Genomic DNA, 12,547 nt, shown 5'->3' with positions numbered 1-12,547 from the left:
TCCTGGAGCCCGTCGGATGACCGAAGCAACGTCCGGAACAACAACCGACGGCAAATCGGCCACGTTGCATCTTCCCGTCGCCGAGGAACAAATCGAAGGTCTGCCGCCCGGTTTTGGCGAAGGCCTCGGCGGCAAGGCGGCCTTCCTCATCGCGGTCGCCTTCTCCGTTTTCCAGATCTACATCGCCGCCTATGGCAGCCTGCCCAGCCAGGTGGTGCGCGCCATGCATGTCGGCTTCCTGCTGCTGCTCGGTTTCGGCCTGATCGCCAATCTGCGCGCCAGGAGCGCCGCGGCGAAGGCGGGCTTCTGGGTGCTTGGCCTGCTCGGCTTCGGCACAGGCCTCTACAACTGGGTCTTCTATGCCGACCTCATCCGCCGCTCCGGCTTCCTCACCACGCCGGACCTGATCGTCGGCACGCTGCTGGTGGCGCTGGTCTTCGAGGCGGCGCGGCGGCTGATGGGCCTTCCGCTGGCGGTCATCGCCTTCATCTTCCTCGCCTATTGCTTCGTCGGCAATCACCTGCCGCCGCCCTTCATCCATCGCGGCTATGATTTCGCGCAGCTTGTCGACACCTTCGCCTATGGCACCGAAGGCATATACGGCACGCCGGTTTACGTCTCGGCCGCCTACATCTTCATCTTCGTCGTCTTTGCCGCCTTCCTTGAACGGGCCGGCATGATCGCGCTGTTCAACGATTTCGCGCTCGGCCTCGTCGGTTCGTGGCGCGGCGGCCCGGCCCAGGTCTGCGTGCTGTCCTCGGCGCTGATGGGCACCATCTCCGGTTCGGGCGTCGCCAATGTCGTCGCCAGCGGCCAGTTCACCATCCCTCTGATGAAGCGCTTCGGTTTCCGCTCCGCCTTCGCCGGCGCGGTCGAGGCGACCTCCTCGATGGGCGGCCAGATCATGCCGCCGGTGATGGGAGCCGTCGCCTTCATCATGGCCGAGACGCTGAACATCCCTTACGCCGAGGTGGTCAAGGCGGCGATCATCCCGGCGCTGCTCTATTTCGGCGCCTGCTTCTGGCAGGTGCATCTGGAAGCCGGCAAGGCCGGCCTGCACGGCATGGCCAAGGCCGAGCTGCCCAATCCGTGGGAAGCGGTCAGGAAGCACTGGCCGCTGGTGCTGCCGCTCGCCGTGCTGGTCTATCTGCTCTTTGCCGGTTACACGCCGATCTTCGCCGGCACGATGGGCCTCGCGCTGACCGTCGTGCTCATCCTCGGCACGCCGCTGGCGGCGTTGATCGGACCGGTTGCCTTTCGCTTCGTCTTCTGGCTGGCGCTCGGGCTTGCCGCGGCGTCCTTCATGCGCTTCGGCGTCAATGTGCTGAGCCTCGTCATCGCGGCGCTCGTCATTGCCTGCCTCGCCTTCAGGGGCGGGCGCGAGACGCTGCGCATTTGCGTCGACTCGCTTGCCGAAGGAGCCAAGAACGCCCTGCCCGTCGGCATCGCCTGTGCCATCGTCGGCATCGTCATCGGCACGCTGACGCTCACCGGCATCGCCTCCACCTTCATCGGTTGGATCATCTCCATCGGAGAGAACAATTTGTTCCTGTCGCTGGTGTTGACCATGCTCACCTGCCTGGTTCTCGGCATGGGCATTCCGACCATCCCGAACTACATCATCACCTCCTCGCTTGCCGGCCCGGCGCTGCTATCGCTCGGCGTGCCGCTGGTGGTCAGCCACATGTTCGTCTTCTATTTCGGCATCATGGCGGACCTGACCCCGCCGGTGGCGCTCGCCGCCTTCGCCGCCGCGCCCATGGCGAAGGAAAGCGGATTGAAGATCGGCATCCAGGCGACCAAGCTCGCCATTGCCGGCTTCGTCGTGCCGTTCATGGCGGTCTACACGCCGGCCCTCATGCTGCAGGACGCGGGCCCGATCGCCGCCTCGTTCGGCTATCCCGTCGAGGTCGCCTATATCGTCGTCAAGGCCTGCATGGGCATCGTGCTCTGGGGCGCAGCCGCCGTCGGCTTCCTCGCCCGCCGCATGGCCTTGTGGGAGCGTCTCGTCGCGTTCTGCGCCGGCCTGCTTCTGGTGGCCGCATTGCCGCTCACCGACGAGGCTGGCTGGGCGCTGGCGCTGGCGTGGATTGCCTGGCATTGCTGGCGTGCCCGCCGGCTGTCCACGGCCGGCACCGCATGAGCCTATGCATCCTCGCCGCCGGCAAGACGGTGACGCTCGCCGTCGCCGCCTTCACGCTGTCCTGGACGCATTCGGTGGAACGGACGCGCTGGCAGGAGGACTGGAAAGTGTCGCCTGCGGGACTGCAGGTCGTTGAGGCGCGGGTCAAGGGCTCCGGCGCGGGCATGGAGCCGCCGGAGGGCTCGGTGCTGCGCGGCAGCTGGTGGGTCTATGCGCCGCGGATCGGGCCCCAGCCGCGCCTGGTGCTCGCGGCGTCCGGCGCCACCTGGGAAGGCTGGACGCTTTGCACGGCCGACGGCTGCCGGGAACTGAGCGAGACGGCCGGCGAACCCACCGTGCTCCAGCCATGCAGCCAGCCGCGATAGCGCACGATCAGCCCGGCCGCCGCTTTTTGCAGTAAACCTCGCTCTTGGCCGTCAGCCGATCAGCCGCTCCCGCAACTCGGCCGAAGGTATCTCGCAACTGTCTTTCCGGCCGAACAGCGTGTAGCGGTTCTTGGCGACGCGGTCATAGAGCCAGTCGCGCAGCGGCCGCGGCAGGATGAGCAGCGCCTTCGCCGCGCGCCATGGCCAGCCGAGCGCGGCCATGACGGCGACGAAACTGTCGAGCTTCGTGAAGGCCGCGCCGTCGATGATGGCGAGGTTGCTGTGGTAATCGTCGGTCGGAAGGCCATGCCGGCGAAACAGCGCCTCGCCGAGCCGCGATTGCGCCGTGGCGAAACGGAAGCGTTTTTTCCGGTCGAGCTTGAGGATGAGCTGGACGAAGCCCGAGCAGAACACGCAGACGCCGTCGAGACGATCAGCGGCTGGCGGGCGTCATAGGCCTGGCTGGGGAAGGCGGGACGGTGCGGTTCGGGCAGGTCGGTCATCGCGGCCCCGGCTGCTTGTGTTTTTAGACACTAAGCCAGCCGGCGGCGGCGTCAAAGCCGCGGCGTTGTCGCACGCCAGTTGGCGGCGAGCGTCAGGCGCTCGGCGCGATAGGTCGTGGCACGCTGGTCGGCGGCCGGCCGGCAGATGCGGCTGTGGTGGGCGCGTAGGCTGGTCATGTCAGTTCGCGCTGACGCCCAGCGAGTTGCCGCGGCGCGCGCAGGCCGGACCCGGGCCGCGCATGTAGTAGCGCTCCGGCCGATAGGTCGGCGCGACGAATTCGCGAATGGCGGCGGCGTAGCCGGCGATCTGATTCCAGAAGTTCATTTTACCCTGTCCCTGTCCCGCTTTCGGATGTCCCGTCCGAACTGTTCGAGAGCATAGCGTCGAGGCGTGAATAGTCGGTGAACGTGATGTTAATTTCTGGTCCGAAACGCGTTGCATCGTGGCCGGATTGCGGCTGATTCGCGGTCTTTCGGTGCCTTTCGTCGCGTTTCCGGCTCATGTGACTTTTGCATCACATATGTTTCGTTCCGATGTCGCTTGGCCGCGCTTCTGTTTCACGTTCGTCCGGCGACGGGAAATTTCCTTTCGCGCGCCCGGCGGGCCGGAACCTGCCACGGAAGCCGACGTTGACCCGCGAGGCCGGAGCGAACCCGGCCCGTGTTGACGGCTTTCCCGCCGCGCAACTTCCCGACAATGCGAAACATGGAAAGGCAACCGCCATGGGCTTCTTTTCGAAAGATATCAAGACGCTGGACGATCTCTTCATCCACACGCTCCGCGACATCTATTATGCCGAGAAGCAGATCGAGAAATCGCTGCCGAAGATGATCGACAAGGCGACCGATCCGCAATTGAAAGCCGGCTTCGAGAAGCATCTCACGCAGACCAAGGGTCACATCGAGCGGGTCGAGCAGGTGTTCGAGCTGCACGGTGTCAAGGCCAAGACCGTCAACTGCCCCGCCATCGACGGCATCCTTGAAGAGGCCGACGAGGTCAGCGGCGATGTCGACGACAAGGAAGTCCTCGATGCAGCACTGATCGCCTCCGCGCAGGCGGTCGAGCATTACGAGATAACGCGCTACGGCACGCTGATTGCCTGGGCCAAGCAGCTTGGCCGCAGCGACTGCGCCAACGTGTTGGCCAAGAACCTCAAGGAAGAAGAGGCGACCGACCGCAAGCTCACCGAGATCGCCGAAAGCAAGGTGAACTTGCAGGCGGCCGAATAGCCGTGCCCGCAAAGGCCGGCGCACGTGGCGTCGGCCTTCCTGTCCGGGAACCGAAGCGGCGCCCCGGCCGTTTCGGTTTGTCCGATGCTGCAAGGAGTTCGTCATGGCGCCGCGTCCCGCCTGGAGCGGTTATCTCAAGCTTTCACTGGTCACCTGCGCCATCGAACTGAGCAACGTCGTCACCCACGCCGAAAAGGTGTCCTTCCACATCCTCAACCGCAAGACCGGCAACAGGGTCCGGCGTGTCTATGTCGACCAGAAAAGCGGCAAGCCGCTGGAAGAGGATGAGAAGGTCAGGGGCTTCGAGGTCGGCAAGGACGAATTCATCCGCATCGAGGACGAGGATATCGAAGCGGTCCAGATCGAGTCCTCGCACACGCTCGATCTCAACGGCTTCGTCGACAAGGCTTCGATCGACCAGGTTTACCTCGACACGCCCTATTACGTCTCGCCGGCCGACAAGGTGTCGGAGGAGGCTTTCGCCGTCATTCGCGATGCCCTGGCCGAGAAGAAAATGGCCGGCCTCGCCCGCATCGTGCTTTATCAGCGCGAGCGCCCGGCGGTGATCGAGCCGTTTGGCAAAGGCATGCTGCTGACGACGCTGCGTTACGGCGATACGGTGCGCGACGCGTCCGCCATCTTCGCCGATATTCAGTCCGTGAAGCTGGACGGCGAGATGGTCGAACTGGCCGAGCATATCATCGACAAGAAGAAGGCGAAGTTCGACCCCGCCAAATTCAGGGATCACTACGAGGAATCGCTGCTCGAGCTGGTCCGCGCCAAGAAGGCGGGCAGAAAGGCGCCAAAGGCCAAGGCATCGCCGAAACCGTCCAATGTCGTCAATCTGTTCGACGCGCTGAAGCAGAGCCTCAATGCGGATGACGGCAAAGCCAGCAAGGCATCGTCCAAGTCGCCGGCCAAACGGGCGAAGGCCAAGGCCGCGCCGAAGCGCAAGTCCGCATAGGAGCCACGCCGATGGCCAGCCTTGAACAATATCACGCCAAACGCGATTTCAAGAAAACCGCCGAGCCGACCGGCAAGGTGACGCGCGGCAAGCAGGCCGGCGGCATCTTCGTCGTCCAGAAACATGCCGCGACGCGGCTTCATTACGATTTCCGCCTCGAGCATGACGGCGTCTTGTGGAGCTGGGCGGTGACACGCGGCCCGAGCCTCGACCCGCATGAGAAGCGGCTGGCCGTGCATGTCGAGGACCATCCGATCGATTATGCTTCCTTCGAAGGCACCATTCCGAAGGGCCAATATGGCGGCGGCTCGGTCCTGGTATGGGATGAAGGCACATGGACGTCGGATGGCGATCCGGCCAAGGGCATGAAGAAGGGCCATATCGACTTCGAGCTCCAAGGACACAAGCTCAACGGCCGCTGGCATCTGGTCAGGCTGAAGCCCCGCCCCGGCGAGAAGCGCGACAACTGGCTGCTGATCAAATCCGATGACGCCGCCGCCCGGCCCGGCGAGGACATTCTGGTGGAGGAGCCTCGTTCGGTTAAATCCGGCCTGACCATCGAGGAAGTCGGCGAGGGCAAGGCCGCCAAGGGGCAGACACCGAGAGTCTGGCAATCCAACAAGCCTGCCAAAGCCAAGGCCGGGCAGGTGAGGCGCCTCGAATTCGTCGAGCCGCAGCTGGCGACGCTGGAGAAGGAAGCGCCCGGCGGCGACGACTGGCTGCATGAAGTGAAGTTCGACGGCTACCGCATGCAGGCGCAGATCGAAGGCAGCGAGGTCAGGCTGCTCACCCGCGCCGGCCTCGACTGGACCGGGAAATTCGAGGGCCCGGTCACCACCGCGCTGGCCAAATTGAAATGCCGCGACGCCATCATCGACGGCGAGATCGTGGTGCTCGCCGACAGCGGCGTGTCGTCCTTCCCGTTGCTGCAGGCGGATCTGTCGGCGCGCCGCGCCGACCGCTTCATCTATTATGTCTTCGACCTGATGCGGCTCGACGGCGAGGATCTGCGCCGCGAGCCGCTGGTCGAGCGCAAGCAGGCGCTGGCCGAGCTGCTCGGCGAACAGTCCGAGGATTCGGCGCTGCGCTTCAGCGATCATTTCCACGAGCCCGGCAAGATCATGCTGCAGCATGTCTGCCGCATGGGCCTGGAAGGTGTGGTGTCGAAGCGCGCCGACGCGCCCTATCGCAGCGGGCGCGGCCTCAGCTGGATCAAGTCGAAATGCACGCTCCGGCAGGAATTCGTCATCGGCGGCTATCTGCCTTCGGACAAGACGGGCCGCGGCCTGCGCTCGCTGCTGGTCGGCTTCAATGAAGGCGGCAAGCTGCATTATGCCGGCCGTGTCGGCACCGGTTTTTCCGGCAAGGTGATGACGGATCTGAAAAAGAAGCTCGACAGCCTCGAGACGAAGACCTCGCCTTTCTCGACCGCGGTGCCCAAGGGCAAGGGCCTCACCTTCGTCAAGCCGGAACTTGTCGGCGAGGTAGAGTTTCGCAGCTGGACATCCGACCGTATAATCCGCCACGCCTCCTTCCAGGGGCTTCGCGAGGACAAGCCGGCGGAGGAAGTCGTGCAGGAAAAGCCGAAGCAGGCCGGGAGCGAAGCAAAGCCGGGCGGAAAACCCGTCAAGACCTCAGCCGGAGCGGCGAAAACCTCGATAAAACTCTCGCATCCCGACAAGCTGCTGTGGCCCGACGAGAAGGTTTCGAAACAGGACCTGCTCGATCACTACGCGCTGGTCTGGCCGCGCATGGCTGAATTCGTCGTCAACCGGCCGCTGAGCTTGGTGCGCGCACCGGATGGCATCCACGGCCAGCGCTTCTTCCAGAAACACGCCTCGCCCGGCATGAGCGACAAGATCGCCCGCATGAAAGATCCCACCGATGGCGAGGAGATCCTCTACATCAAGGACTTCGACGGGCTGGCGGCGCTCGTCCAGTACGGCGTGGTCGAGGTCCATATCTGGGGCTCGACCATCGACCAGCTGGAAAAGCCGGACCAGATCATCTTCGATCTCGATCCGGACGAAGGCATCGACGCCAGCCGCGTGCGCGAGGCGGCGCTCGACATTCGCAAGCAGCTCGACGAGCTGTCGCTGCCCAACCTGGTCAAGACTTCCGGCGGCAAGGGCTATCATGTGCTGGTGCCGCTGAAACCCTCGGCGGAGTGGGACGAGGTCAAGGACTTCGCGCATGATTTCGCCCGCGCCCTGGAGCAGGCTGCGCCCGACCGCTACACCTCGACATTGTCGAAGAAGGCCCGAACCGGAAAGATCTTTGTCGACTATCTGCGCAACGGCCGCGGCGCGACCACGGTCGCGCCCTATTCCTCGCGCGCCAAGAAGGGCGCCACGATATCCATGCCGGTGACCTGGCCGGAGATCGAGAAAGGGCTTGCGCCGAATGCCTTCCCGCTTGGCGATGCATCCACGCTGGCCCAGCTGAAGAAGGCCGATCCGTGGAACGAGTTCTTCAAGCTGGGGAAGGTGCTGAAGCGGGGGTGATTTTCAGCGCCGAGGGACAGCATCGTGAGATTGTCCGCCTAGGAGAGAAACACCCTCTCGAACGCCTGCCTGCCCGTCGGCGAGAACACCACGGCGCGGCTGTCCTTCTCGCGCCGCGCCCATCTCTCGGCGATGATCTTGTCGAGGATGGCGGCGCCCAGCGTGCCGGCCAGATGCGAGCGCCGCACGCTCCAGTCGAGGCAGGCGCGGCACACCGGCCGCCGCGCCTTGACGTGGGTCTCGATGCCGAGCGCGGAAAAATGCGAGACGCCGGCTGACGAGAGCCTGATCTGGTTGTCCTCGCGCAGCAAAAGCTTCCTATCGAACAGCCGGTCGAGCATGGCCACCGCCTGCTCGCCGGCGAGGTGATCGTAGCAGACGCGCGCCACGCGCATCGCCGCGTCGCGCGGACCGGGCCGCACCCGTTTCGGGCCGACCGCCTCGGCAACGCCGATGATCGCCTCGATCATGCCGGCCACTTGCGCGCTGGCGAGGCCGTAATAGCGGTGGCGGCCCTGGCTGGCCAAGGTGAGCAGCCCGCCCTCCATCAGCTTCGACAGATGCGAGGAAGCGGTGGGCAGCGACACGCCGGCTTCCAGCGCCAGTTCCGACGCCGTCAGCGCCGTGCCGCCCATGAGAGCGTTGAGCATGTTGGCGCGCGCCGGGTCGCCGACCAGGCTGGCGATGCGGGCAATGTCCGGTCCTTCACGCATGGTTCGATCCTCATCGAAGCATTCCCGTCAGAGAGGCATTATCCTGGGGCCATCTCAAGCAGCCCGGGCAAACACTCCTGACAGGAGAATGCCTAGCACAATCACGGAAACGATGTTTCGACCGTGGTCGAACCGTCGTCGTCGAAAACCAACGGACGAGGAGACGACATGACCATCACCTGTTTCATCCGCTACGAGATCGACCCGTTCGGCAAGGCCGCCTTCGAGCAATATGCGCGGGCCTGGGGCCAGGCCATTCCGCGCTGCGGCGCCGACCTGATCGGCTATTACGCGCCGCATGAGGGCTCGGCCACCACGGCCTATGCCGCCTACAGCATCGAGAGCCTCGCAGCCTATGAAGCCTATCGCGCGCGGCTTGCCGCCGACCCGGCGGGCAAGGCAAATTACGAATTCGCGCGGCGCGAGAAATTCATCTTGAAGGAAGATCGCGTCTTTCTGAAGCTGGTCTCCGGCCCACATGGCCCAAGACAGTTCTTTCGCACCGACGTGACCGCCAAGGAGGAAATAGAAGCATGATTGCTGTCATCTTCGAGGTCGAGCCGGCCGAAGGCAAGCGCGATGCCTATCTCGGCATCGCCGCCGAGCTTAAGCCGCTGCTCGAGAGCATCGACGGCTTCGTCTCGGTCGAGCGCTTCCAGAGCCTGACCGATCCCAAGCGGGTGCTGTCATTGTCCTTCTGGCGCGATGAGGAAGCGGTGAAGGCCTGGCGCAACACTACGGAGCACCGGCAGGCCCAGCAGGCCGGCCGCGGCGGCATCTTTGCCGGCTACCGTCTGCGCATCGCCCATGTCGTGCGCGACTACGGTATGGAGGAAAGGGCAGAGGCACCGGAGGATAGTCGCGTCGTGAATGGATGAAGCGCGGCGCTCCCTTCTCCCGCAAAGGGAGAAGGTAAAGAGCTAAGCATTCCCGATCAGCACGCCCGCGCCGAACACCAGCGCGCCGCCCAGCACCACCTGGAAGGCGGCGCGCCAGAAGGGCGTCTGCATGTAGCGGTTCTGGATGAAGGCGATCGCCCAGAGCTCGAAGAACACCACGACCGCCGCAACGATCGTCGCTGTCCAGAAATGGGGAATGAGATAGGGCAGCGCATGGCCGAGCCCGCCCAGCGTCGTCATGATGCCGACGGTGAGGCCGCGCTTGATCGGCGAACCGCGCCCCGACAGCTTGCCGTCGTCGGAGGCGACTTCGGTGAAGCCCATAGAAATGCCGGCGCCGATCGAGGCGGCAAGGCCGACGAGGAAAGTCTGGAATGTCGCATGCGTCGCGAAGGCAGCGGCGAAGATCGGCGCCAGCGTCGACACCGACCCGTCCATCAGCCCGGCCAGCCCCGGCTGCACATAGGTGAGGATGAATTGGCGTTGCTCGGCCGTCGCCTCCTCCATCTTGACCGTGCCCGGCACATGCTCCTGCTCCAGTTCATGCGCCGAGCTCTCATGGCCCTGCTCGGCCACGGCGAGGTCGTCGAGCAGCTTTCGCGTCGAGGCGTCGGTGGTGCGCTTGGCCGCCTCGACATAGAAGCGATAGGCCTGCCGCTCCATTTCCTCGGCCTGCCGCCGCACATGCTCGATGCCGAGCGGCTTCACTAGCCAGTCCGGCTTGCGCTCGAAATAGCCCTTCACATGCTCGCGCCGGATCAGCGGGATGCGCTCGCCGAAGCGCTTGCGGTAAAGCTCGATGAGGGAATCGCGATGGCCATCCTCCTCCTCGGCCATCGCCTCGAACACTTTTGCCGATTGCGGAAAATCTTCTGCCAGCCCATCGGCATAGGCGCGGTAGATGCGCCCGTCATCTTCCTCGGAAGAGATCGCCAGCGCCAGGATCTCCTGCTCCGACAGCGAATCGAAGGAACGGCGGCCGAAGCCGAAAACACGGGAAAGCATGATGGGATCACTCTAGTTTAGAATCGTTCTAAACTAGGATCTTGACCGCCTGCCGTCAATCGCCGGCGCCGTCGACGCGCTCGCAAATGCTTGATCCCAGCGCGTTCGGGCCGCTCTTCATTATTGCCGAATGTTTGCCTATATGGACGGCAACAGCCGAAATTGAAGGAGACCAACCGAATGACGGACAAGAAGCCTCCGCACGCATTCGATGCGAAGCCCGTTCTCGACCTCATCGCCAGCATCGAGGCCGACCTGCAGCGCCTCAAGGATCTGGTCGAGCAGCAGATCGAGAAATTCGATCCCGCCAATCCGCACAACAAGACACCCGACGGCAAGCTCACCGAGGAAGGCGTCGAGTGCTGCTATCGCATGTTCGACGAGGGGAAGTCGCGCTACACCGTCGCCCAGCAGATGAAGATCTCCTTCGCCGCCGCCACCCACCGCTTCAACAATTGGCGCAAGCTGGGCGGCAGCAAAAGGACGAAGACGCTCTTGGGGTGAAGGGACGGTCCTTCGCTTCTTGAGGGAGTCGATCGAGCGCCTGCACGACGTTGAACCGCGCAAGGCGGGCGAAGGCGACGGCGGGCTCCTGCCAATTCCCGAGGTCTGGAACGCTCCGCCCAGCCTGTATAGCCGCTACTGCTCCTCGATGGTCGTGATGCCTTCGATTTCCGGCAGCCAGTGCAACGCCGAGCGGTGCCAGACCTGTCTTCTCGGCACCAGTTGGTCGCGCTGGCGCGCCGTGCCCACCCTGATGCCATAGACTTTCGGTCCATCGCCTACCGACGTCGCAAAAAGATGCGATCCGCATTCGCCGCAAAACGCCTGCGCGCGCTTGGCGCCGCTGGATCCGGTCTTGATATACACTTTCGGCGTGCCCTTGGTGATCCTGTAGTCGCTTTCCGGCGCCGGAACGGTGACGCGAAAGGCCGTGCCGGTCAGCTGCTGGCAGTCCGTGCAGTGGCAGATCGAGGTCTTCTCAGGATCGACCTCCGCCTCATAGGTGATTGCCCCGCAATGGCATCCGCCCTCGATCTTCATCGGCCGTCCTCCTCACAAGTTTCGCTCTGCTCAACCTAACTCTCGTCCGCAGCCTCGGCCATGGCCTTGCGCCGCCGCTCCCATGTGCCAGTGGCCTGAGGCTTGACGAAGAGCCTGGAGATTTGCGGCATTTCCTGCTGGAGCCTTGCTTCCAGGCGCTCGACGCAGGCTTCGATCTCGGGCGCGGTGAGATGATCTTCGAATTCGATGCTCAAGCCCGCGACGATCTCCTCCGGGCCGATATGGACGCTCACTATCCCGTTCGCCCGCTGCACCGCCGGATCCGCCTGGGCGATCTCCAGGACCTGGCGCTGCACTTCCGGGGAGGCGGGCTCGCCCAAGAGCAGTCCCTTGCTTTCGCGCGCCAGGAAGACCGCCGTCGCTCCGAGAATGATCGCAATGCCGATCGAACCGACGCCGTCGAGCTCGGGGATCTCCAGGAGTTCGGCGGACAGGATGCCGGCGAAGGCGACGGTGAGGCCGAGCAGCGCGGCGCTGTCCTCGAACAGCACCGTATAGACGCTGGGATCCTTGCTGCGGCGCACCGCCTGGATCCAGCCTTGCCTGCCCTTCTGCTGCCGAAACTCCTTCAGCGCGACCAGCCATGAGCTGCCCTCGAAGAGGAAGGAGAGGCCGAGCACGGTATAGTTGACCTTGGCATTGACGACCGGTTCGGGCGCCATGATGTGGGTGACGCCCTCATAGAAGGACACGCCGGCGCCGAGCGCGAACACCAGAAGCGCGACGATGAGGCTCCAGAAATAGAGCTCGCGCCCGTGGCCGAGCGGATGCGTGCGGTCGGGCGGCCGCGCGGCGCGATGCATGCCGTAGAGGAGCAGCGTGCCGTTGCCTGTGTCGACCAGCGAATGCACGCCTTCCGACAGCATGGCGGACGAACCGGTGAAGGCTGCCGCCGCGAATTTGGTGAGCGCGATCGCCAGATTGCCGGCAAGCGCAGCGTAGATCACCCGTTTCGATCCGCTATGTCCTGCCATCCGATCTCCGACCTGCCCCGCGCCCGAGCTTAGCGGCCCGCCCCTTGAAGCTCCACAGACAATGCGCCAGCCCCTGCGAGGTTTCGAAGCGGTGTCGAGCCGGAAATCGGTTGACAGCCGATCGGCCGGCTTCGCAAAGCGGCACAGCCTCTTGCAGTCCGGCATTTCTCTTGTTTCAGTTG

15 protein-coding genes are annotated in these 12,547 nt (G+C 64.3%); 8 read left to right on the top strand and 7 right to left on the bottom strand.

The features are described 5' to 3' along the window. Positions 1 to 16 precede the first annotated feature (16 nt). Entirely contained in the window at positions 17 to 2,143 is a 2,127-nt protein-coding gene (locus LB553_RS17515; RefSeq protein ID WP_224515200.1) for a TRAP transporter permease, read from the top strand. Further along, a complete protein-coding gene (locus tag LB553_RS17510) occupies positions 2,140 to 2,508 on the top strand; it encodes a DUF1850 domain-containing protein (RefSeq protein ID WP_224515199.1) in 369 nt (122 codons plus the stop codon). Before LB553_RS17515 ends, LB553_RS17510 begins: the two co-directional genes overlap by 4 nt. Before the next feature lie 51 nt (positions 2,509 to 2,559). On the opposite strand, the gene LB553_RS17505 is transcribed toward LB553_RS17510, so the two are convergent. From LB553_RS17505 to LB553_RS17500, 3 genes are all read right to left on the bottom strand, one after another. Then, positions 2,560 to 2,922: a thiol-disulfide oxidoreductase DCC family protein gene (locus LB553_RS17505; protein ID WP_224515198.1), complete on the bottom strand. Its 363-nt coding sequence runs from the start codon at positions 2,920 to 2,922 to the stop codon at positions 2,560 to 2,562. A gap of 140 nt (positions 2,923 to 3,062) precedes the next feature. After that, on the bottom strand, positions 3,063 to 3,188 hold the full coding sequence (locus tag LB553_RS30560; protein ID WP_263484105.1) for a hypothetical protein: 126 nt from the start codon (positions 3,186 to 3,188) through the stop codon (positions 3,063 to 3,065). A gap of 1 nt (position 3,189) precedes the next feature. After that, complete coding sequence (locus LB553_RS17500; protein WP_224515197.1) at positions 3,190 to 3,336, bottom strand: hypothetical protein; 147 nt, start codon at positions 3,334 to 3,336, stop codon at positions 3,190 to 3,192. 398 nt (positions 3,337 to 3,734) lie between these two features. On the opposite strand from LB553_RS17500, the gene LB553_RS17495 reads away from it, so the two are divergent. The 3 genes from LB553_RS17495 (at position 3,735) to ligD (ending at position 7,709) form a co-directional block, all read left to right on the top strand. Continuing rightward, a complete protein-coding gene (locus tag LB553_RS17495; protein WP_224515196.1) occupies positions 3,735 to 4,241 on the top strand; it encodes a ferritin-like domain-containing protein in 507 nt (168 codons plus the stop codon). Between the two features lie 103 nt (positions 4,242 to 4,344). After that, positions 4,345 to 5,205 carry a Ku protein gene (locus LB553_RS17490; protein ID WP_224515195.1) on the top strand — a complete coding sequence of 287 codons (861 nt, stop codon included), beginning with the start codon at positions 4,345 to 4,347 and terminating at the stop codon, positions 5,203 to 5,205. Positions 5,206 to 5,216: 11 nt separating this feature from the next. Then, positions 5,217 to 7,709, top strand: a complete 2,493-nt coding sequence (gene ligD / locus LB553_RS17485) for a DNA ligase D (protein WP_224515194.1) — start codon at positions 5,217 to 5,219, stop codon at positions 7,707 to 7,709. 38 nt (positions 7,710 to 7,747) lie between these two features. Here ligD and LB553_RS17480 read toward each other — a convergent pair whose 3' ends face one another. After that, positions 7,748 to 8,422, bottom strand: coding sequence for an ArsR/SmtB family transcription factor (locus LB553_RS17480; RefSeq protein WP_224515192.1), 675 nt, complete (start codon positions 8,420 to 8,422; stop codon positions 7,748 to 7,750). A gap of 168 nt (positions 8,423 to 8,590) precedes the next feature. On the opposite strand from LB553_RS17480, the gene LB553_RS17475 reads away from it, so the two are divergent. Together LB553_RS17475 and LB553_RS17470 are read left to right on the top strand one after the other, a co-directional pair. Then, positions 8,591 to 8,959 (top strand): NIPSNAP family protein, encoded by a 369-nt coding sequence (locus LB553_RS17475; RefSeq protein WP_224515189.1) that lies wholly within the window; start codon positions 8,591 to 8,593, stop codon positions 8,957 to 8,959. Beyond that, entirely contained in the window at positions 8,956 to 9,300 is a 345-nt protein-coding gene (locus LB553_RS17470) for an antibiotic biosynthesis monooxygenase family protein (RefSeq protein ID WP_224515186.1), read from the top strand. The genes LB553_RS17475 and LB553_RS17470 overlap by 4 nt, the downstream gene beginning before the upstream one ends. A 42-nt stretch (positions 9,301 to 9,342) precedes the next feature. On the opposite strand, the gene mbfA is transcribed toward LB553_RS17470, so the two are convergent. Continuing rightward, complete coding sequence (mbfA, locus tag LB553_RS17465) at positions 9,343 to 10,326, bottom strand: iron exporter MbfA (RefSeq protein ID WP_224515184.1); 984 nt, start codon at positions 10,324 to 10,326, stop codon at positions 9,343 to 9,345. A gap of 180 nt (positions 10,327 to 10,506) precedes the next feature. Between mbfA and LB553_RS17460 the strand changes: the two genes are divergently transcribed. After that, positions 10,507 to 10,830 (top strand): hypothetical protein, encoded by a 324-nt coding sequence (locus LB553_RS17460; protein WP_224515182.1) that lies wholly within the window; start codon positions 10,507 to 10,509, stop codon positions 10,828 to 10,830. Between the two features lie 135 nt (positions 10,831 to 10,965). Here LB553_RS17460 and LB553_RS17455 read toward each other — a convergent pair whose 3' ends face one another. Together LB553_RS17455 and LB553_RS17450 are read right to left on the bottom strand one after the other, a co-directional pair. Next, a complete protein-coding gene (locus LB553_RS17455) occupies positions 10,966 to 11,370 on the bottom strand; it encodes a GFA family protein (RefSeq protein ID WP_224515180.1) in 405 nt (134 codons plus the stop codon). Positions 11,371 to 11,405: 35 nt separating this feature from the next. After that, positions 11,406 to 12,365: a cation diffusion facilitator family transporter gene (locus tag LB553_RS17450; protein ID WP_224515178.1), complete on the bottom strand. Its 960-nt coding sequence runs from the start codon at positions 12,363 to 12,365 to the stop codon at positions 11,406 to 11,408. Between the last annotated feature and the right edge of the window lie 182 nt (positions 12,366 to 12,547).

Source organism: Mesorhizobium sp. CA8 (assembly GCF_020164955.1).
GTDB lineage: Bacteria > Pseudomonadota > Alphaproteobacteria > Rhizobiales > Rhizobiaceae > Mesorhizobium.
Note: the sequence above shows the minus strand (reverse complement) of the source record. Positions and strands in the feature narration are given on the sequence as shown.

What these genes read in the sequence shown, in the direction of transcription:
- LB553_RS17490 (WP_224515195.1), top strand. Translation starts at nt 4,345, where the DNA reads ATGGCGCCGCGTCCCGCCTGGAGCGGTTATCTCAAGCTTTCACTGGTC.
- ligD (WP_224515194.1), top strand. Translation starts at nt 5,217, where the DNA reads ATGGCCAGCCTTGAACAATATCACGCCAAACGCGATTTCAAGAAAACC.
- LB553_RS17510 (WP_224515199.1), top strand. Translation starts at nt 2,140, where the DNA reads ATGAGCCTATGCATCCTCGCCGCCGGCAAGACGGTGACGCTCGCCGTC.
- LB553_RS17480 (WP_224515192.1), bottom strand. Translation starts at nt 8,422, where the DNA reads ATGCGTGAAGGACCGGACATTGCCCGCATCGCCAGCCTGGTCGGCGAC.
- LB553_RS17450 (WP_224515178.1), bottom strand. Translation starts at nt 12,365, where the DNA reads ATGGCAGGACATAGCGGATCGAAACGGGTGATCTACGCTGCGCTTGCC.
- LB553_RS17470 (WP_224515186.1), top strand. Translation starts at nt 8,956, where the DNA reads ATGATTGCTGTCATCTTCGAGGTCGAGCCGGCCGAAGGCAAGCGCGAT.
- LB553_RS17495 (WP_224515196.1), top strand. Translation starts at nt 3,735, where the DNA reads ATGGGCTTCTTTTCGAAAGATATCAAGACGCTGGACGATCTCTTCATC.
- LB553_RS30560 (WP_263484105.1), bottom strand. Translation starts at nt 3,188, where the DNA reads ATGACCAGCCTACGCGCCCACCACAGCCGCATCTGCCGGCCGGCCGCC.
- LB553_RS17515 (WP_224515200.1), top strand. Translation starts at nt 17, where the DNA reads ATGACCGAAGCAACGTCCGGAACAACAACCGACGGCAAATCGGCCACG.
- LB553_RS17500 (WP_224515197.1), bottom strand. Translation starts at nt 3,336, where the DNA reads ATGAACTTCTGGAATCAGATCGCCGGCTACGCCGCCGCCATTCGCGAA.
- LB553_RS17460 (WP_224515182.1), top strand. Translation starts at nt 10,507, where the DNA reads ATGACGGACAAGAAGCCTCCGCACGCATTCGATGCGAAGCCCGTTCTC.
- mbfA (WP_224515184.1), bottom strand. Translation starts at nt 10,326, where the DNA reads ATGCTTTCCCGTGTTTTCGGCTTCGGCCGCCGTTCCTTCGATTCGCTG.
- LB553_RS17455 (WP_224515180.1), bottom strand. Translation starts at nt 11,370, where the DNA reads ATGAAGATCGAGGGCGGATGCCATTGCGGGGCAATCACCTATGAGGCG.
- LB553_RS17475 (WP_224515189.1), top strand. Translation starts at nt 8,591, where the DNA reads ATGACCATCACCTGTTTCATCCGCTACGAGATCGACCCGTTCGGCAAG.